Source organism: Terrabacter sp. Soil810, assembly GCF_001429645.1.
Lineage (GTDB): Bacteria > Actinomycetota > Actinomycetes > Actinomycetales > Dermatophilaceae > Terrabacter.
Genome location: NZ_LMSW01000011.1, coordinates 1,423,687 through 1,442,908, shown reverse-complemented (window position 1 = coordinate 1,442,908; position 19,222 = coordinate 1,423,687). Strand labels below are relative to the sequence as shown.

At 69.6% G+C, this 19,222-nt stretch carries 14 protein-coding genes; 7 read left to right on the top strand and 7 right to left on the bottom strand.

Features of this window, described 5'->3' with window-relative positions; genetic code table 11:
• The first annotated feature begins 162 nt into the window (after positions 1 to 162).
• Positions 163 to 4,224 (top strand): Pls/PosA family non-ribosomal peptide synthetase, encoded by a 4,062-nt coding sequence (locus ASG96_RS12565; RefSeq protein WP_057588105.1) that lies wholly within the window; start codon positions 163 to 165, stop codon positions 4,222 to 4,224.
• Positions 4,221 to 5,582 carry a M1 family metallopeptidase gene (locus ASG96_RS12560; RefSeq protein WP_057588426.1) on the top strand — a complete coding sequence of 454 codons (1,362 nt, stop codon included), beginning with the start codon at positions 4,221 to 4,223 and terminating at the stop codon, positions 5,580 to 5,582. The genes ASG96_RS12565 and ASG96_RS12560 overlap by 4 nt, the downstream gene beginning before the upstream one ends.
• Positions 5,583 to 5,588: 6 nt before the next feature.
• Here the strand turns inward: ASG96_RS12560 and ASG96_RS12555 are convergent, their stop codons facing one another.
• Positions 5,589 to 6,260 carry a 4'-phosphopantetheinyl transferase superfamily protein gene (locus tag ASG96_RS12555; protein WP_057588103.1) on the bottom strand — a complete coding sequence of 224 codons (672 nt, stop codon included), beginning with the start codon at positions 6,258 to 6,260 and terminating at the stop codon, positions 5,589 to 5,591.
• A gap of 192 nt (positions 6,261 to 6,452) precedes the next feature.
• On the opposite strand from ASG96_RS12555, the gene ASG96_RS12550 reads away from it, so the two are divergent.
• The 3 genes from ASG96_RS12550 to ASG96_RS12540 all read left to right on the top strand — a co-directional run bounded on the left by ASG96_RS12550 (position 6,453) and on the right by ASG96_RS12540 (position 9,607).
• Positions 6,453 to 7,907 (top strand): DUF2252 domain-containing protein, encoded by a 1,455-nt coding sequence (locus ASG96_RS12550; RefSeq protein WP_082591754.1) that lies wholly within the window; start codon positions 6,453 to 6,455, stop codon positions 7,905 to 7,907.
• 111 nt (positions 7,908 to 8,018) lie between these two features.
• Entirely contained in the window at positions 8,019 to 8,762 is a 744-nt protein-coding gene (locus ASG96_RS12545; protein ID WP_056756498.1) for a GAF and ANTAR domain-containing protein, read from the top strand.
• Between the two features lie 164 nt (positions 8,763 to 8,926).
• A complete protein-coding gene (locus ASG96_RS12540; RefSeq protein ID WP_057588099.1) occupies positions 8,927 to 9,607 on the top strand; it encodes a GAF domain-containing protein in 681 nt (226 codons plus the stop codon).
• A gap of 69 nt (positions 9,608 to 9,676) precedes the next feature.
• Here ASG96_RS12540 and ASG96_RS12535 read toward each other — a convergent pair whose 3' ends face one another.
• From ASG96_RS12535 to ASG96_RS12510, 6 genes are all read right to left on the bottom strand, one after another.
• Complete coding sequence (locus tag ASG96_RS12535) at positions 9,677 to 10,051, bottom strand: hypothetical protein (RefSeq protein WP_056756494.1); 375 nt, start codon at positions 10,049 to 10,051, stop codon at positions 9,677 to 9,679.
• A gap of 828 nt (positions 10,052 to 10,879) precedes the next feature.
• Complete coding sequence (locus ASG96_RS12530) at positions 10,880 to 12,313, bottom strand: anaerobic C4-dicarboxylate transporter family protein (RefSeq protein ID WP_057588098.1); 1,434 nt, start codon at positions 12,311 to 12,313, stop codon at positions 10,880 to 10,882.
• 102 nt (positions 12,314 to 12,415) lie between these two features.
• A complete protein-coding gene (gene pcp / locus ASG96_RS12525; RefSeq protein WP_056756488.1) occupies positions 12,416 to 13,063 on the bottom strand; it encodes a pyroglutamyl-peptidase I in 648 nt (215 codons plus the stop codon).
• Positions 13,064 to 13,088: 25 nt separating this feature from the next.
• A complete protein-coding gene (locus ASG96_RS12520) occupies positions 13,089 to 14,021 on the bottom strand; it encodes a DUF979 domain-containing protein (protein WP_056756485.1) in 933 nt (310 codons plus the stop codon).
• A complete protein-coding gene (locus ASG96_RS12515) occupies positions 14,014 to 14,715 on the bottom strand; it encodes a 5-oxoproline transporter, DUF969 family subunit (protein WP_056756483.1) in 702 nt (233 codons plus the stop codon). The genes ASG96_RS12520 and ASG96_RS12515 overlap by 8 nt, the downstream gene beginning before the upstream one ends.
• A 275-nt stretch (positions 14,716 to 14,990) precedes the next feature.
• Positions 14,991 to 15,359 (bottom strand): VOC family protein, encoded by a 369-nt coding sequence (locus ASG96_RS12510; protein ID WP_056756481.1) that lies wholly within the window; start codon positions 15,357 to 15,359, stop codon positions 14,991 to 14,993.
• Between the two features lie 62 nt (positions 15,360 to 15,421).
• On the opposite strand from ASG96_RS12510, the gene ASG96_RS12505 reads away from it, so the two are divergent.
• Positions 15,422 to 15,880: a MarR family winged helix-turn-helix transcriptional regulator gene (locus tag ASG96_RS12505; protein ID WP_056756477.1), complete on the top strand. Its 459-nt coding sequence runs from the start codon at positions 15,422 to 15,424 to the stop codon at positions 15,878 to 15,880.
• Positions 15,881 to 16,183: 303 nt separating this feature from the next.
• Positions 16,184 to 19,222 (top strand): PKD domain-containing protein (locus ASG96_RS12500; protein WP_162262038.1); only part of this gene is annotated, 3,039 nt, incomplete at its 3' end.

Genomic DNA, 19,222 nt, shown 5'->3' with positions numbered 1-19,222 from the left:
TCCGGAGGGTTGCTCACCCGATCGGGATGACATCCTTCCCCGCTCGCCGGCCACCGCCACATACGCGCCGACGTCGTCGAACCTGCACCCATCGTTCACCCGGCAGCGTTAGGTTCGGCAGTGTGGTCGACGCGTCCGCGGCGACCCTGACGAGGAGCGCGCGTGGTGGACCCCCTGCTGGCCGGCGACCGCGCCGCCACGCCCCGGACGCTCGTCGACGTGCTCGCCGACGTCACCGCGTGCCACCCCGACGCGCCGGCGCTCGACGACACGGTGACCGTCCTGACCTATACCGAGCTGACCGAGCAGGCGCGGCGGATGGCCAAGGAGCTCAAGGCTGCGGGCGTACGCCGTGGCGACCGGGTCGGCGTCCGGGTGCCCTCGGGGACGACCGACCTCTACGTCGCCGTGCTCGGCATCCTCCACGCGGGAGCGGCCTACGTCCCCGTCGACGTCGACGACCCGCAGGAGCGAGCCGACCTCGTCTTCTCCGAGGCCGCCGTGGCAGCCGTCGTCGGGGCCCGTCGCCAGATCTCGGTGCCCTCGTCGGGCTCGTCGTCCGTGAGGACCGTACGCCGACCCGCACCGCGCGGGGCGCGCGAGGGTCGCCACCAGCCCACTCCCCTGCCGGACGTGCGGGTGGACGACGACGCGTGGGTGATCTTCACCTCCGGGTCGACCGGCGTGCCCAAGGGCGTTGCCGTCTCGCACCGTTCGGCAGCCGCTTTTGTCGACGCGGAGGCCCGGATGTTCTTGCAGGACAGTCCGATCGGGCCCGGTGACCGGGTGCTTGCCGGGCTCTCGGTGGCCTTCGACGCCTCCTGCGAGGAGATGTGGCTCGCGTGGGGCCATGGGGCATGCCTGGTCCCGGCCCCCCGGAGCCTGGTGCGCACCGGCATGGATCTCGGGCCGTGGCTCGTGGCCCAGGACGTCACGGTCGTCTCCACCGTCCCGACGCTCGCGGCGCTCTGGCCCGCCGAGGCGCTCGAGCCGGTGCGCCTGCTGATCTTCGGCGGCGAGGCGTGCCCGCCCGAGCTCGCCGAGCGGCTCGTCGCGCCTGACCGCGAGGTGTGGAACACCTACGGTCCGACCGAGGCGACCGTCGTCGCGTGCGGAGCCCGGCTCGACGGTACGACCCCGATCCGGATCGGCCTACCCCTCGACGGCTGGGACCTCGCCGTCGTCGGCCCCGACGACCGTCCGGTCGCGACGGGCGAGACGGGCCAGCTCATCATCGGCGGGGTCGGCCTGGCCCGCTACCTCGACCCGGCCAAGGACGCGGAGAAGTACGCGCCCATGCCGACCCTGGGATGGACGCGCGCCTACCGCTCGGGCGACCTCGTCGTGAACGACCCGGAGGGCCTCGTCTTCGTCGGCCGGGCCGACGAGCAGGTCAAGCTCGGCGGCCGGCGGATCGAGCTCGGCGAGGTCGACGCCGCGCTGCAGTCCCTGCCCGGGGTGTCGGGCGCTGCCGCAGCGGTCAAGACCACGAGTGCCGGCAGCCAGGTGCTCGTCGGCTACGTCGTCCCCGAGCAACGCGGTCAGGTCGACCCGCACGTCATCCCCGGCGACTTCGACCGCACTGCTGCTCTCGCGCGACTGCACGAGGAGCTGCCGTCGGCGCTCGTTCCGGTGCTCGCCGTCGTCGAGGCGCTACCGACCCGGACCTCGGGCAAGGTCGACCGCGCGGCCCTGCCGTGGCCGCTGCCCGGGACCGCCGACGACGGGCCGAGCGACCTCGCCGGCACCGCTGCGTGGCTGGCCGAACACTGGACCGCGGTGCTCGGCACCGAGGTGCGCTCGGTCGAGGCCGACTTCTTCGACCACGGCGGCGGCAGCCTGTCGTCGGCCCGACTGGTGTCGCTGCTGCGCGAGCGCTACCCCACGGTCACCGTGGCCGACATCCACACCCATCCTCGCCTCGGCGCGCAGGCCGAGCTCCTCGAGACGATGGACACCGCCGACGGGTCGAGGATCGAGCGCACCGTGCGCCGCATCCCGCGCCGCACCCAGCTCGTGCAGACCGCCGTGTCGCTCGTCCTGCTCACGGTCAAGGGGCTGCAGTGGCTCGTGGGCCTCGCGACCCTGACCGAGCTGCTCCGTCTCGCCGACCTCGCCGACTGGTCGCAGCCCGTTTCGTGGTGGGCGCTGGCGTTCGGCTGGCTCCTGTTCATCACCCCGCTGGGGCGGATGGGCCTGTCCGCGGTGGCCGCTCGCACCCTGCTCGCCGGCGTGCAGCCCGGCAGCTACCCGCGCGGTGGGAGCGTCCAGATGCGCCTCTGGGCCGCCGAGCGCTTCGCCGACGCCATGGGCGCCATCACGATGGCCGGCGCCCCGTGGATCATCTACTACGCGAGGATGCTCGGCGCCTCGGTCGGCACGGGTGTCGACCTGCACTCGGTGCCGCCGGTCACCGGCATGCTGACGATCGGCTCCGGTGCCAGCATCGAACCCGAGGTCGACCTCTCGGGCTACTGGATCGACGGCGACGTCGTGCACGTCGGCCTGGTCCACATCGGGCGGGAGGCCGTCATCGGCGCTCGGAGCACCATCGGTCCCGACGTGCACATCGGCCGCGGGGTGGTCGTCGAGGCCGGCTCGACCGTCCTGCGGTCCGTGCGCCCGGGTCGGGTCGTGGCCGGATCCCCCGCCCAGCGGGTGTCCGACTCGAGCCATGCGGGCTGGCCCGCCACGCGCCCACCCAACGCCCCCGCGTGGCTCGCCGTCTACGGGCTGTCGGGCGTCCTCCTGTCGGTCCTGCCCTTCCTGGCGCTCGTCCCGGGCGTGTTCCTCGTCGGCGGGGCGGTCGCCCGGGCCACGGGCTCGCGCGAGGCGGTCGTGACGGCATACGCGGCGGTGCCCGTCCTGACCGTGCTCGGGGTGGTCTCGCTCGCCGCCATCACGATCGTGCTGGTGCGCCTGCTCGGCATAGGATTGCGCGAGGGCTACTACCCGGTGCGCGGGAGGGTCGGGTGGCAGGTGTGGGCGACCGAGCGCCTGCTCGACCAGGCCCGGACGCTGCTCTTCCCCGTCTACGCGAGCCTCGTGACACCGATGTGGCTGCGCGCCCTGGGCGCGCGGGTCGGACGGGACGTCGAGGCCTCGACCGTGCTCCTGCTGCCGTCGATGACCTCGGTCGCCGACGGTGCCTTCCTCGCCGACGACACGATGGTGGCGAGCTACGAGCTCGCCCACGGGTGGGTGCACATCGCCCCCGCGAAGATCGGCAAGCGGGCCTTCCTCGGCAACAGCGGCATGACGGCCCCGGGTCGGCGCGTGCCGAAGCACGGGCTCGTCGCGGTGCTCTCGGCCGCACCGCAGAAGTCGAAAGCCGGGTCGAGCTGGCTGGGCAGTCCCCCGGTGCGGCTGCGACGACCGCCGCAGGGGTCCGACGACGAGAGGACCTTCGCACCTCCGTTGCGGCTCAAGGTGGTCCGTGGGCTGGTCGAGCTGTGCCGGATCATCCCCGTCATGGTGACCGTCGCCATCGGCGTCAGCGTCCTCGTGGCGCTCCAGTGGCTTGTCGACCTCGTCGGCCTCGCCGGAGCAGCAGCCCTGGGCGGCGTCGTCCTCGCGGCAGCCGGAGCCCTCGCCGCCGCGGTGACGACCCTCGCGAAGTGGGTCGTCGTCGGCCGCATCGGCGCCGTCGAGCACCCCCTGTGGAGCTCGTTCGTGTGGCGCAACGAGGTCGTCGACACGTTCGTCGAGATGGTCGCCGGCCCGTGGTTCGCCTGGACGGCGACGGGCACGCCCGCCATCAACGTCTGGCTGCGAAGCCTGGGGGCCCGGATCGGGCATGGTGTCTGGTGTGAGACCTACTGGCTGCCCGAGGCGGACCTCGTGACCCTCGGTGACGGTGTGACCGTCAACCGGGGCTGCGTCCTCCAGACCCATCTCTTCCATGATCGAATCATGAGCATGGACACGGTCACGCTCGAGGACGGAGCCACCCTCGGCCCCAACGGGGTGATCCTGCCTGCGGCCAGCATCGGGTCGGCCGCGACCGTGGGGCCCGGTTCGCTTGTGCTCCGGGGTGAGGCCGTGCCGAGCGGGACGCGCTGGACGGGCAACCCGATCGCGCCGTGGAGCGGCGTCGCGTCCCGGCCGGCCTCCGCGTCGGCGTCCGGGCCTGCGTCCGGGCCGGCTTCCGGGCCGGCTGCCGGGCCGGCTGCCGGGCCGGCTGCCGGGCCGGCCTCCGGGGACCTCGAGGTCGGCGCACGATGACGGGCGGTCTCGCCCAGCAGGTGCCCGCGCTCACCGACCCGTACACCCCGGACCGTGGTGACCCGGCCTACGAGGTCACCCACTACGACCTCGACCTCGACTACAAGGTGTCGACCAACCGCCTCGCCGGTCGCGCCGTCCTCGACGTCACCGCCCTCGAGGACGCGCGGCGGCTCGTCGTCGACCTCGTCGGGCTGCGCGTCCTCAAGGTGTCGGTCGGCGGAGCCGCAGCCAAGTGGGTCCACCGCGGCCCCCGCGTCGTGGTGACCCCGTCGAGGCCGCTGACGCGCGGCGAGCGCACCCAGGTCGTGATCACGTATGCCGGCACGCCCGGTCCCGTCGCGACGCGCTGGGGCGACGTCGGCTGGGAGGAGCTCTCCGAGGGCGCGCTCGTGGCCGCGCAGCCCAACGGCGCCGCGACCTGGTTCCCGTGCAACGACCACCCGCGCACCAAGGCCACGTACCGACTGGCGTTCGAGTGCGACTCGCCCTACGACGTCGTGGCGACGGGCGCCCTCGTCGCGACCCGGACCCGGGGCAGCCGCACGCGGCGGGTGTTCGAGCAGGGCGTCCCCATGGCGACCTACCTCGCGACGGTGCACGTCGGTCGGTACGTCCGGCGTGCGCTGGCCCCGGCCGACGTGCCGATCACCGTCGTGCTTCCCGTGCAGCAAGAGCGCGACGTCCTGCACGACCTGGGCCGCCTGCCCGAGATGACCCGCCTCTACGAGGCGCTCTTCGGGCCATACCCGTTCGACGACTACACCGTCGTCGTCACGGCCGACGACCTCGAGATCCCCCTCGAGGCCCACGCCATGGCCACGTTCGGTCCGAACTGGCTCGACGGGCGCCGCCGTCACGAGCGCCTCGTCGCGCACGAGCTCGCCCACCAGTGGTTCGGCAACAGCCTCACCCCCGAGACGTGGGCCGACATCTGGCTCAACGAGGGGTTCGCCTGCTACGCCGAGTGGCTCTGGGCCGAGCACGCCGACGGAGTGCCCGTCCGGGTCAACGCCGCGACCCACTGGTCCCGGCTCACCAGGCTTCGGCAGGACGTCGTCCTGGCCGACCCCGGGCCCGACCTCATGTTCGACGACCGCGTCTACAAGCGTGGCGCCCTGACCCTGCACGCCCTGCGGCTGCAGCTCGGTGACGTCGCCTTCTTCGACCTCGTGCGCGACTGGGTCGCGACCCACCGACACGGGTCGGTGTCCACCGACGAGTTCGTCGAGCACGTCGAGACCTTCGTGAGGGAGATGGCGCCTGGATCGGGCGAGGCGGCCGCGGGACGCGCACGTGAGCTGCTCGAAAGGTGGCTCTGGGCCACTCCCCTCCCCCGGGTCGTCGCGGGCGGCTGACCTGTGTCAGTGGCGCCGGACCCGCAGCGCTCCCGCGGGTGACGCCAGAGCGACGGCGGCGGCATACGGCCTCGGCACGTCGAGGTCGACGACCGTTACGGACGACATCCCCGGCACCACCGCGGCGGGGACGCCCGACGTCGGCGTCACGAAGGTGGTGGGGTCGACACGGAGCCCGACCCCCAGTGCCTTGAGGGCGGCCTCCTTGCGCACCCACGTCGTCGCCTCGGCGAATGTCCTTGTGTCGTCGCCGCGTTCGTCACGATGGAGTGCCACGTCCTCGTAACCGCCGAACCGGGTCGCATCGACGAGGTCGACGTCGACGCCCACGGGCCCGGACCGGCTGAGAGCGAGCACGACGACCGAGCGGGTGCGACTCAGCGACAGGTGGATCCCGGGGTCGTCGAGCAGGCGTGGGACGTCGTGCTGCCGACCACAGTCGGGGCACGTGCGGTCGAATCGCAGCGACTCCGGAGGCCGGCCGACGAGCCGCCCGATCTCCCGACGGGCGAGTACGTGGAGCGCGAGGTATGCCGTGGCGTCGCGCGGGTCCGCGAGCCGCGCCCACCGCTCGCGTTCGTGCGGGTCGAGTCCGTCGAGCGTCTCTGGCCCGATGCCCGCCGCTCCGCTCGCCGGCGGTGTCTCGCGCAGCCAGACGTCGACGGTCGCGACCGTCATGACCGTCGATCCGTCGGGGCGTCCACACGCCAAGGATCCGTGGGTCGGCCCGCGCCCGCAACCGGCCGTCCCCGGAGGCGCCGCCCGGAGATCGCCCTCACGAGGTGATGCGTGCTCCACGTCGCGGTGGCACCGTCGAGGAGAGCCAGCGACGCATTCCTTCCCGAAGCGTCACGCCCCGGAGGAGACACCGTGAGTAGCGAGACCCAGTCATCGACGACATCGGGAGCACGCGAGGGGCAGCCGGCCCGGAGGGTGGCCCACCTGACTCCCCAGGAGCGCGTGGCCCGCGGCAAGGCCGCCCGCAACGAGACGCCGAGAAGCAGTCATGCCGGGTGGGCGCCGGCGACGAACCGGCTGGACCCGATCGCCCTCCTCGAGGAGCAGGCGACCAGCAGGGTGCCCGAGCTCGTCCCGCTGCGCTACGGACGCATGCTCGTCTCACCGTTCACCTTCTACCGCGGCGCTGCCCTGATCATGGCCAACGACCTCTCCCCCACCCCGCGCTCGGGGTTCATCAGCCAGATCTGCGGTGACGCGCACCTCTCGAACTTCGGCGTGTTCGCCTCCCCCGAGCGCCGCCTGCTCTTCGACATGAACGACTTCGACGAGACGCTGCCCGGCCCGTGGGAGTGGGACGTCAAACGCCTCGCGGCCAGCTTCGAGATCGCCGGGCGGGACCGTGGCTTCGCGCCCGCCGACCGGCGCACGATCGTCACGGCGTGCGTCGCCGAGTACCGGAGCCGGATGCAGCAGTTCGCCGCCGCGCGCAACCTCGACGTCTGGTACGCGCACATCGAGGTCGAGCAGCTGCTCGAGCTCCTGAAGACGAGCGTGACGAAGAAGCAGAAGGCCAAGGCCGAGGCCAACGTGGCCAAGGCTCGCACGCGAGACAGCATGCAGGCCTTCACCAAGCTCACCCATGACGTCGACGGGCATCGCCGCATCATCTCCGACGCCCCCCTCATCGTGCCGATCGAGGAGCTGGCGGCGGGTACGGGGCATGACGACGTCGGGGGCGAGCTGCGCGGTCTGATCAGGTCGTACCGCCGCACCCTCGAGACCGACCGCCGCGAGCTGCTGGAGTCCTTCGACTACGTCCACGCCGCGCGCAAGGTCGTCGGTGTCGGCAGCGTCGGCACCCGGGCCTGGATCGTCCTCCTCCTCGGACGGGACGGGCAGGACCCGCTCTTCCTCCAGGCGAAGGAGGCTCAGGAGTCCGTCCTCGAGAGGTTTGTCGGCAAGAGCAAGTACGTCAACCACGGGCAGCGGGTCGTCGCCGGCCAGAGGTTGATGCAGGCGGCCAGCGACATCTTCCTCGGCTGGCAGCGCGTCAAGGGCTTCGACGGTCAGGTGCGCGACTTCTACCTCCGTCAGCTGCGTGACTGGAAGGGGTCCGCCGACGTCGACACCATGGGCTCGGGCCCGATGACGGCGTACGCCCGGGTCTGTGGCGCGACCCTGGCCCGCGCCCATGCCCGCTCCGGCGACCGCATCGCGATCGCGTCCTACCTGGGCACGAGCGACACGTTCGACCGGGCGATCGCCGCCTTCTCGTCGGCCTACGCCGACCAGAACGAACGCGACTACGCCGCGCTCGTCGACGCGGTCGAGTCCGGACGACTCGAGGCGCAGACCGGCATGTGACCGACGGACGAGTGATGCCAGCGGGATCCGGGCCGAACGCGGCGCAGGGCTCGGGTGAACGGGCCCGCGCGCTCTCTCCCGACGGCGTCATCCCGGTGCCATCATGTCGTCATGACCACGTATCGCCCGGACACGACCGCGGGCGCTGCTGACGGCATACGGGCAGCGTCCGACCTCACCACCCTCGCCCGCGCGCTGGCCGAGACCTCGGGTCTCATGCCGACCCTCGGACAGGTCGCCAGAAGATCGCTGGACCTCGTGCCCTGTGACTGGGCGGCGGTCGCGGTCGCGGAACGCTTCACCGCCCATCGGGCTCGCCTTTCGGACTCGACCGACGAGACCCTGATGGCGGCCGTGGCCGACATCGCCGGCCGTGCCGGCACGAGTCCCGGCATCGTGGCCCTGCATGCGGTCGACCCGGTGGTCTGCAACGACCTGGACCGGGAGTGCCGCTTTCCCGAGTACGCGCGGGAGATGGTCGCCCGCACCCCCGTCCGGGCCGTGCTGTCGGTGCCCCTGCGCATGAACGAGGCACCTCTCGGCGTCCTGACGCTCTACAGCCGCGCGTCCGGGGCCTTCGACCCGGAGGCAGTGGACCGGGCCGTGCTCGTCGCAGAACACGCGGCCATCGCGATCGAGGCCGCGCGCACGGACGACCGGGCGGAGCACCTCGAGCTCGCGCTGCGCAACAGCCGCACCATCGGCGCCGCCATCGGGATCCTCGTCGAGCGTCACCGGATCTGCACCGACGAAGCCTTCGAGCGGTTGCGCGGCATCAGTCAGCACAACAACCGCAAGCTCGTCGACGTCGCCCAGGAGCTCGTCGACACCGGTGCGCTCCCCCAGGTGCGATGACCGGTGCTGGACCACACCGCCTGCCTTGAGGCCACGGCGACTCAGCACACCCGGCCTTCAGCGGTCCTGGGGACCGTCACGCCAGCACTCTGTCCGGCGGACGACGGCGGCGCCGGGGTGGTGGGTACGTGCGGTACGTGGAGCCGATAGCAGAAACACGTGACGTGCTGACCCGCATGGCCATGGAGGGCGAGGTGTCGATCGGCGAGCAGCTGGCGTTGGTCAACGACCGCCTCACGAGGAGGGTCCCGGACGTCGTCGCCTTCAGTGTCGGGGTCGTTCGGCGTGGGCTGACGCTGACCTATGTGACGACCCAGCTCGACGCCGCGCGTCTCGACGCGGCACAGTACGCCGACGACGGCCCGTGTGAGGAGGCCGCACGGACGGGCAGGGTCGTGGCCGTCGACCACGACGAGCTGCTCGACGAGGGCCGGTGGCAGCTGTTCGCCCAGAGCAGCGCCGCCGCGGGGATCCACAGCACGCTGTCGATCCCGGTCATGGACGCCGGCAGAGTCGTCGGAGGCGTCAACCTCTACGGCCGGACTGCGAGCACGTTCGAGGGTCGGCACGAGGAGGTCGCCACCATCGTCGGCGGCTGGGCGGCCGGCGCAGTCAGCAACGCCGACCTCAGCTTCAGCACGCGACTCGAGGCGACCCGAGCCCCTCGGCGACTGCATGATCTCGAGACCGTGCGCGCCGCGGTGCAGGTCCTCGTGAACGAGCGCGGCGTGAGTGCCCAGATGGCGGAGACGAAGCTCTACGAGGCGGCGGCACAGGCCGGCATACCCGTGACCGCCTTGGCCCACATGGTGATCGGGGACAGTGACGGCTCCTCGACCCCGTGATCAGACCGCGACAGTGGGCGTGCTGCCGACCCGAGGTCGACAGCACGCCCAATCGTGGGACGAAGACGGTCAGAGCGGGTTGCGCTCGTCGTAGGTGTCTCCGTAGTAGGTCCCCAGTCGATCGCGATACGCAGGATCGCTCACGTCGTCCTCTCCCAGTTCGGGCGAGTCCTTGATCTGGTCCTTCCTGCGATCGATGTAGACGCTCCCCTCGTCCCAGTCGACGCGCTCCACGGTCCCGGCCGGAAGCATGACCTTGCGGCCGAAGATCCAGGGTCCGGTGTCAACGACGACGTAGCCGGCGCCCACGTCACGAGTGGCGCCGTCGATCCGACCGATGTCACCGTCTGCGGCATGGACCTTGAAGCCCGTCAGGTCGTCCTGACGGTCCGAGACCCCCGTGCTCTCCCGGTAGTTCCACGCGTCCCAGTCGTGGATCGTCATGGCTTCTCCCTTCGTTGGAGTGCTTGTGCGTCAGGCTCGTACCCGGGTCTCGGTGCCTCTAACGGTTACGACGATCCACGCATTTCGCCCTGCCGCTCGTGAGGCGACTGTCATGACCGCCAGCAGGCGGGGTGAACGACCTGCTGACGTGGGTATGGGCGAAGAAGGACCCTCGGACTCGGCCCATCCCATCCGGCCCTCCAGCGGAAGGAGAGTCTGTATCGGCACCACGCCGAACACAGACGGACGACTCATGGAAAACCCCTCGACCAGCAGCACTCACCCCACGTGCCCGAGCTGCGGAGCGACCCGTAGCCCTGAGGCGATTCCGTACAAGCAGGGGGACGGTGCCCTCGCCGTCTACACGTGCGCATCGTGCGGTGCACGTTTCGAGAGCTGGACCACCAGCACCGCAGGTGACGGTGACCCGTTGGCCCCGGGCCACGCAACGGACTAGCTCCTCAACCAAGCCTCATCGGTGACGCCACGCCCGACGGCCGGCAGGGCCTCAAGGCTGCCGATCGCGTTGCCACGGCGGTCCGAACTTGGTGGCAGATTCTCCCTGGCAGAGCGCTGTTCCCAGGCTTCGCGTCGAACCTGACACCGGGGCGGTTCTCGCTCTCGAGCGTGCCGCTCTCCAGCTCGCCATGGTGTACCACTTGGGCCCGTAGTCCACGGGTCGGTCCTGCCACCCGTCGAAACAGCACACGGTGCACGACAGCGACTCACGAACCTCGGTGCTGAACGGGAGGGCTCTGACGTGCGTCACCTGCGTGAGGAGATGCGTTCGGGCCCTTCCGTCGTCGCACGAACCGCCGTTCGGCTCCCCTAGAAGAAGAGGGCTCCGATGGCGGTGCCGACGACGACGGTGGTCACCGACAGGACCAGCATCGGGACGAAGTAGCTGTGGTCGACCAGCTTGGTGCCGAGCTTCGTGGTGCCCGACAGGTCGAAGTTCGCGCCCGCGATCTGCGGACCACCCGTCGGCAGCGTGTAGACGCCGCCGATGGCGCCCGCCCACATGCCGGTGACGATGCCCGGCGGGAGGCCGGCCGCCAGGCCGATCGGGACCATGGTCCGCGTGGCGGTCGACTGGCTGGTGGTGAGGGCGGCGACGATGAAGACCGACAGCGCGAAGACGAACCGGTAGTCGTTGACCCACCCACCGACGGTCTCGACGATGACCTCCTCGTTGGCCGCGATGAACGTCGCGGTCAGCCAGGCGATGCCGAAGAGGGCGATGGCCGACATCATGCCGGCCTTGAACACGGACTGGTCGGGCACCGTCTTCACCGATGGCTTGCCCAGGAAGAGGATCGCGACACCGACGACGAACATCACCATGACGATCGTGGTGGTCATGTCGATCGGGACGGGACCCTCGCCCGAGTCGAACGCCGGGCGCAGGTCCGGGAAGAGGCCCAGCACCACGATCAGCAGCACGCCCGTCAGGAACGCCATGGCCGCGTTGCGCCCTTCCTTGGTCGCGGTCAGCCGCGCGGACGCAGGCTCCAGGGGAGCCTCGGTCCCAAGGGCCTGGGCATCCGTCGCGCCCGCGCCGGTGCTCGCCGGGGGCGCTGCGGCTGTGGCTGCCGCACCGGCCTGTCCGGGTGCGGCCAGGAGCCCGGCGCGGATCCGCTCCTGCACCTCGGGGTCGTCGGCGAGCTCGGCGCCCATTCGGTTGACGACGAGCGACGTCACGACGATGCCGATGACACAGGCGGGGAAGGTGATGAGCAGGATCTGGGTGAGCCCCAGGCCGTACGTCGGGGTGTCGGTGAGGGTCAGCATGGCCGCCATCGCTGCCGAGACCGGGCTGGCGGCCAGGGCGACGCCGGACTGGACCACGCTGACGCTGATCGGTCGCGACGGACGTATGCCGTTGCGGTACGACACGTCGTAGATCACCGGCAGGAGGGGGTAGAGGATGTTGCTCGTCCCCGCCCCGACCGAGAAGAGGAAGGCCGTGAGCGGGGCGATCAGGGTGATCTGCTTCGGTCGGCTCTCGATGATCCTGGCGGCCACCAGCACCATCCAGTCGATCCCGCCGGCCGCCTGCATCATCGAGGCGGCCGTCACGACGGCCAGGATGATGGCGATGGCTGCCGCGGGCGGCTCGCCCGGAGGCTCACGGAAGACGAAGACGAGGACGAACACGCCGAGGCCGCCCCAGAGCCCAACACCGACGCCGCTGACCCGGGTGCCCATGAGGATGCACCCGAGGACGACCAGCGCCTCCAGCACGAAGATGATGCCGTCCATGCTTGGACCTGCCTCTCGATACGACGTTCCCGGGTGCGGATCGCGGTCCACCTGTGACGCGCGATGAACCCGGGAACCGAAGCTGACGGTTCGGGGCTGCGACTAGTGGATGGACCCGCCGACGGTGCGCTCGTCGGGCTTGTCGGCGTACTCGACGATGGCGCCGATACCCGCGGCCAGAGCCGTCGTCATGTCGTCGATTCCCATCGACGGCTGAGGAGGCTGGTTGACGACCTGCTGCGGCGAGTAGGGCACGTGGACGAAACCGGCTCTCTTGCCGGGGAACTCGTGATCGCTCATGTAGAGGGACTGGTACATGATGTGGTTGCAGACATAAGTGCCGGCCGTGTTGGAGACCCGCCCCGGGATCCCCGCCCGCCGCATCGCGGTGACCATCGCCTTGACGGGCAGCGAGGTGAAGTAGGCGGCCGGTCCGTCCTCCCGGATCGGGGTGTCGATGGGCTGTTTCCCGTCGTTGTCCGGGATACGGCCGTCGTCGACGTTGATGGCGACGCGCTCCGGGGTCACCTCGAACCGGCCGCCGGCCTGCCCGACGTGGAGCACGACGTCCGGGTCGTGCTCGACGATCGCCTCATGGACGACGTCGGCCGACCGACCGAACACCACGGGGATCTGCACCTTGATGATCTCGGCGCCCGAGATCGTGTCGGGAAGGTGACGGACCGCCTCCCACGAGGGGTTGATGGGCTCGCCGCCGAACGGCTCGAAGCCGGTGACCAGGATCTTCATGAGACGTGCCTCCATCTTCCCTGGGTCAGAACGCCCAGACGTACATCAGGACGACCTGGATGACGAACAGGACTGCTGCCAGTGGTGCTTGCGCCTTGATGACGCCGTAGGTGTTCTTCATCTCGAGCAGGCCGACCGGCAGAGCGTTGAAGTTGGCCGCCATCGGGGTGACCAGGGTGCCGCAGAAGCCGGTCGTCATGGCGATCGCGCCGACGATGACGGGGTTGCCCCCGAGCGCGATGACGAACGGGATCCCGATGCCGGTCGTGATCACCGTGAACGCGGCGAACGTGTTGCCGACGATGATGGTGAACAGGGCCATGCCGACGCAGTAGGCGATGACGCCGGCCAGCTGGTTGCCTTCCGGCACGATCTTGGCGATGCCGTTGGCGACGACCTCGCCGACGCCCCCGTTGGTGAAGACGACACCGAGCATCGCGAGGAACTGCGGGAGCATGCCGATCGGGCCGACCTGCTGGATCATCCGGTCGGACTGCGCCACGACCACCGGGGCCGGAGCACGGGTCAGGACCCAGGCGATGACCAGGGCGAGGACCGACGCGATGCCGATCGCGATCGAGCCCGACTGGTCACCGAACGGCGCCCACGTCGAGATCAGGACCGCGATCGCGGCCAGGGACAGCGCCGGCGCGAACAGCCAGTTCCCGAGCCGTCGGGCGTGCGCTCCCCGGTCCTCCGGTGTGCCCTCGTCGAAGGTGCCGGTCTTGACACCTCGTGCCAAGGACAACGCGCCGACGGCCAGGACGATGATGCCGGCGAGCCGGTCGGGCAGCACGGCGCCGAACGCGAACGTGATGCTGAGCAGCAGCCAGAACGCTGCCGTCGTGACCCGGCGCGGGTTCGAGTGGTCGAGGAACGCCCGGATGCCGGTGACGGCGAGCAGGACGCCGATGAGCACGAAGGTGGCTTCGAGGAGCCCCGGTCCGAGGTCACTCATCGCCGGCCACCTCGCTCCCCTCAGCGTCCGCGGTGTGTTTGGTGAGCCGGCGGTCGATGTTCCAGAAATGGACGGCGGCGACGATGGCGGCGATCAGGATCATCGGCAGCGACGCGGCCGCGATGAGCTCCGGGGTGACGTCGTAGCCGGCCTCCGTCAGGGTGCCGACGATCAGCAGGACTCCGGAGGCGGCGACGAAGCCGTTCTGCCCGAAGAAGTTCCCGATGTTCTCCGACAGCGCGCTCTCCGCCTTGACCAGCTCGGTGTCCGACTCGGAGCTCGAGCCACGGCTCTTCGCCGCGGCCGAGCTCATCGGGTGCACGATCGGCCGGACGAACTGGACCATGCCGCTGATCCGGATCCCGAAGATGCCCGTGAGCTGCCGGATGACGGTGTAGATGGTCAGGAACCTGCCTGGCGTGAGCGCATGCAGCTTGCTGATGAGGTTGATGGCTTGCTCCTTGAGCCCGTACCGCTCCGAGAGAGCGATCATCGGCAGCGTCAGGAGGAACAACGACACCGCACGGTTGTCGACGAACGCCTTGCCGAGGAGATCCAAGAACGCGAGGAAGGACTCGCCCGCCGCGAGTGTCGTCACCAGCGCGGCGGCAATGACGACAGCGATGACGTCCAGCTTCAGAAGGAAACCGACGACGATGACCAACACACCGACCAGCACGAACCACTCCGGCATGGCGAACTCCTGATCTCCTGACTGCCCGGGCACTTCCGCACAAACCACGAACCACGTCCATCTCGCTCGACCACGGTGGCACCGGCAGGACGGGCCCGACCTCACTCTTCCGGGTTGAGAAGCCGAGCCAGATGGTGGTTGAGGTCCAGCGATCCCGGGATCCCAGATTTGCCGAGAACCGCTGGGGCCGAACGGTTCTCGCGCACGTCAGCCCCAAGAGGCTCTACGGGCAACCCATTCCCCGGAGAACCCCGAACGTCTTGTGGCGGTTGGCCTCAGGCGCGGTCGTGCAGTGTGACGTGGTAGCCGTCGGGGTCCGCAAAGGTGAACGTGCGGCCGAAAGGGCCGTCGATGGGCGCCGAGACGATGGTGTGACCGTCGGCGTCCAGGGCATCGTGGATGGCCTGGACGTCCGTGGCGTGGAGCCAGATCGCGGCACCGACGCCGGGCTGGGCAACAGAGGCGAGTTCGGTACCGGGCACGAGGTCGCGCAGTGCGAATGCGATCGGCGTGGTCTCGAAGACGACGGCATGCGGCGGCCCGGCCTGCGAGCGGACCAGACCGAGGTACCGCTCGTAGAACTCCCGGGAGGCGTTGAGGTCGGTTGCTTGGAGTGAGATGAAATCGGGACCGGTGACGGGCAAGACTGCCTCCTTGGCTACGTGTCAGGATGCTGACACGCACGACGGTATGTCAGACTACTGACATGAGTCAACACGGGGTCGGCGTCGACCTGGAGACGTCACTGGGCTACCTGCTGAAAGAGGCGTCGAGCGCCCTCCGCGCCGCCATGGAGGACGTGCTGCGGCCGCTCGGGATGAGCGTGACGCGCTACTCGTGCCTCGAGCTGCTGGCTCAGCGCCCGGGCTTGTCGAACTCTGAGCTGGCCCGAGGAGCATTCGTGACCCGCCAGTCGATGAACGTGCTTCTCCAAGCCCTTGAACGGGAGGGCTACGTGACCCGGCCCGCGGAGGCACCCGTCGGCAAGGCTCTTCCGACGCGACTGACGCCTCGCGGCCGACGGAGCCTGGAGAAGGCCACGGTGGCGGTTCGGTCCGTCGAGGTGCGAATGCTGGGGGGTATGACCGAGACCGAGCACCAGGACGCCTTCCGCATCCTGCGCAGCATGATCCAAGCCCTGCGCGACGGCAACGACGGCGCCTAAGGGCTTGCCCGCCTGCAGTCCCGGTGGAAGCCGTCGTGTGGTCGGGCACGGCGAACGACTTCGCCGCGGGCAGGCGAGCCTGGCCCTGCACTGCCTGACAACACACTTGAGCATCGAGGCCCGCTCGGACCTCAGTTGCGGGTTGTTGCGGCGTCATCCAAATGTCGTAGAAGCAGGTCGGGCATTCGGCGGGCCACGAGTGAGGGTCGAGTCCATAGCGTTTCAAGCATGACTCCGTGGCCACCATCCCGGCCTTCGCGCCCGGGGACCTCCCGGGTACGTCTGGCTCTGCGCAGTGCCGGGATGAGCTTGGTCGCGGCGATGGTGCTCGCCGTTGGCGGCAGCCCCTCGGCGACGTGGGCCGCCACAGTGTCTGACGAGGTGCATTACACGTTCACGGGCTCCAACTCTGTCGCCATCGACTGGCGCGGTCAGGCCAACGACGTGCGCTGGGGGACGACGACGGACTACGGAAACTCCGCCACGGGAGTGGCGCCCGCCTGGATGCCATGGTCGTCACCCGGTCCGTTCTGGCAGCTGGAGATCGGGGGGCTCAGTGCCGGCAGCACGTACCACTACTCGATCGGCGGAGGCCCGGACTACACCTTCCATGCCCCGCCGACGACGAACTACCGGTTCGATGCCATCGGGGACATCGGTGACACAGCGCACTTCGGGAAGCTCGGGACCACGCTGGACAACATCAGCGCGGATGACCCGTCGTTCGTGCTCATGGTGGGCGACCTCACGTATGCCAACAGCGGGAGCAGCGGTCAAAGTGCCGTCGACACGCACTTCAACGACGTGATGCGCTGGAGCGTACGGGCCGCGTACATGCCCGCCTGGGGCAACCACGAGTACGACGTGCCGGGATCAGACGACCTGCGAAACTACAAGGGTCGCCTGCTGCTGCCGAATGCCGCCGCCTCCCCCGGGTCTCCGGCGATCTCGTGTTGCGGCGACGACTGGGGGTGGTTCGACTCCGGGCCCGTGCGGTTCATCTCCTACCCGGAGCCGTGGACCGGCGCGTGGACCGACTGGCAGTCCAAGGCCGGACCGGTGATGCGCCAGGCCCAGGACGACCCGAACATCAAGTACATCGTCACCTATGGTCACCGTCCCGCGTACTCGACCGGCTACCACGCTGGCGAGACGCAGATCGCGTCCATTCTGGGCGGCTTCGGAGAGGCGTACAGCAAGTACGTGCTGAACATCAACGGCCACTCGCACGACTACGAGCGGTTCGAGCCCATCCAGGGCGTCACCCATGTCACGGTGGGGGCGCCTTCCTCACTCGAGCAGCCGTGGACCAGCACAGACGCGCGGACCGCGAACCGGGCCATGCACCTGTCTCACTTGCGGGTCGACGTCGGCGACACCGGGATCAAGCTGCAGGCGATCTGCGACCAGTCCACACCGGGTGAGGACCTGACGTGCAGTGCCGGAAGTGTCATCGACGAGTTCGTCATCGGCACTCCACCGGCCCTGCCGGTTGCCAGCGACTTCTACGTGGACAAGACGAGCTCGGCCTGCAGCGACTCGGGGCTCGGATCGAAGGAGGCGCCGTTCTGCACGGTCACCAAGGGGGTGGCCCGCTTGCAGCCTGGCAACGCCCTCTACATCGGAGACGGGAGCTACGCCGAGACGATCAAGCCGTCCGTGTCAGGCACGGCCAGTGCACCGGTCACGATCACCAGCTGGCCGGGCCGCAGCCCAGTGATCGGCAATGGTGTGACCAACGGGGCCTACATCTCGAACAAGAGCTACATCACTTTGTCCAACCTCACCTTCACGGCGACCACTGGTGACGGGGTCTATGTCACCAAGAGCGACCACATCACCGTCGCCGGCAACACCGTCACCAACACCGGTCGGCAGGTGCAGGGAGCGACGGCCCCCGGGATCAGCATCCGGGCCACCAACAACTCAGTGGTGTCCAACAACGACACCGCCCACAACAGCGACACCGGCATCTACGTGACCAACACGTCGACCGGCAACACGATCAGCAGCAACGAGTCGAGCTACAACGCGCAGGGGTGGCAACGCAACGCCACCGGCATCAACGTCACCAGTCCGGGCAACACCATCACCCGCAACGTCACCCACGACAACGAGGACACGGGTGTCCAGCTCTACACCGGCGCCAACAACAACCTGGTCACCTTGAACGTCACCTACAACAACGGGGACCACGGCATCGACAACCTCAACGTGACCGGCGGCACGATCGTCGGGAACACCGTTTTCCACAACTGCACGAGCGGCATCAACCTCGAAGGCGCGACGTCGGGGAGCTACCGCATCGCCAACAACATCGCCGTCGACAACGCCGTCTACCCAGCGTATTCAGGCATCGCCTGCGCTCGCCGCGCCGGCAACATCGGTGTATGGGACGGCGCCCAGAACTCCACGTTGGTGGACCACAACCTGGTGTACCTGAGCAAGTCGGGAGTGATGTACGCGTGGGGAACGACGTACAGCACCCTGACCGCGATGAAGTCGGCGTCCGGGCAGGAGGCCGCAGGGATACAGGCTGACCCCGTGTTCCTCGACAAGCCGTCTTGGAACCTGCAGCTCAAGGAGGGATCGCCCGCCATCGACCGTGCCGACAGCGGGGTGCCGGGTGAGCAGACCACCGACATCCTGAGCTACCCACGAGTGCGAGACCCCAACGTCAGCAATGCCTTCGCGGCCGGACCGCGCCTGTATGACGACCTCGGCGCCTACGAGCTGCAACCGGACATCGTGCCCGTCCCCATCCAGCCGCCGGTCGCCGGCCTGACGCTCACCCCGTCGCAGGGCACCGCACCCCTCGCGGTAACCGCAGACGCCAGCGCCTCTGTCGACCCTCAGGGGCAGGTCCTGAGCTACGCGTTCGACTTCGGTGACGGCGCCACCGTGACGCCGCAGGCCCAGCCAACCGTCAGCCACACGTACCTCAACAGCGGGGTCTACACCGTCAGGGTCACCGCGCGGAACACCTCCGGCGTCACCGGCACCGCCAGCGGGACCGTCACGGTCAACGCCCCACCGCCACCCGTACTGCCACCCACCGCGGTGCTGACCGTCACACCGACCGATGGGGTTGCGCCCCTGCCGGTGACGGCGGACGCGTCCGCCTCCACCGATCCCCAGGGCGCCGCGCTGACATATGCGTTCGACTTCGGGGATGGGACGGTCCTGCCTGCGCAGACCTCCCCCACGGCGACCCATGTGTACCAGAGCCAGGGCACGTTCTCGGCCACGGTCACGGTGGCGAGTGCTAGCGGGCTCACCGGCATCGCCAGCACCACGGTGACGGCGACGACGGCCCCGAACGTCCAGCCCCCCGCCGCATCC

What these genes read in the sequence shown, in the direction of transcription:
- pcp (WP_056756488.1), bottom strand. Translation starts at nt 13,063, where the DNA reads ATGAAGATCCTGGTCACCGGCTTCGAGCCGTTCGGCGGCGAGCCCATC.
- ASG96_RS12560 (WP_057588426.1), top strand. Translation starts at nt 4,221, where the DNA reads ATGACGGGCGGTCTCGCCCAGCAGGTGCCCGCGCTCACCGACCCGTAC.
- ASG96_RS12515 (WP_056756483.1), bottom strand. Translation starts at nt 14,715, where the DNA reads ATGCCGGAGTGGTTCGTGCTGGTCGGTGTGTTGGTCATCGTCGTCGGT.
- ASG96_RS12555 (WP_057588103.1), bottom strand. Translation starts at nt 6,260, where the DNA reads ATGACGGTCGCGACCGTCGACGTCTGGCTGCGCGAGACACCGCCGGCG.
- ASG96_RS12505 (WP_056756477.1), top strand. Translation starts at nt 15,422, where the DNA reads ATGAGTCAACACGGGGTCGGCGTCGACCTGGAGACGTCACTGGGCTAC.
- ASG96_RS12520 (WP_056756485.1), bottom strand. Translation starts at nt 14,021, where the DNA reads ATGAGTGACCTCGGACCGGGGCTCCTCGAAGCCACCTTCGTGCTCATC.
- ASG96_RS12545 (WP_056756498.1), top strand. Translation starts at nt 8,019, where the DNA reads ATGACCACGTATCGCCCGGACACGACCGCGGGCGCTGCTGACGGCATA.
- ASG96_RS12535 (WP_056756494.1), bottom strand. Translation starts at nt 10,051, where the DNA reads ATGACGATCCACGACTGGGACGCGTGGAACTACCGGGAGAGCACGGGG.
- ASG96_RS12530 (WP_057588098.1), bottom strand. Translation starts at nt 12,313, where the DNA reads ATGGACGGCATCATCTTCGTGCTGGAGGCGCTGGTCGTCCTCGGGTGC.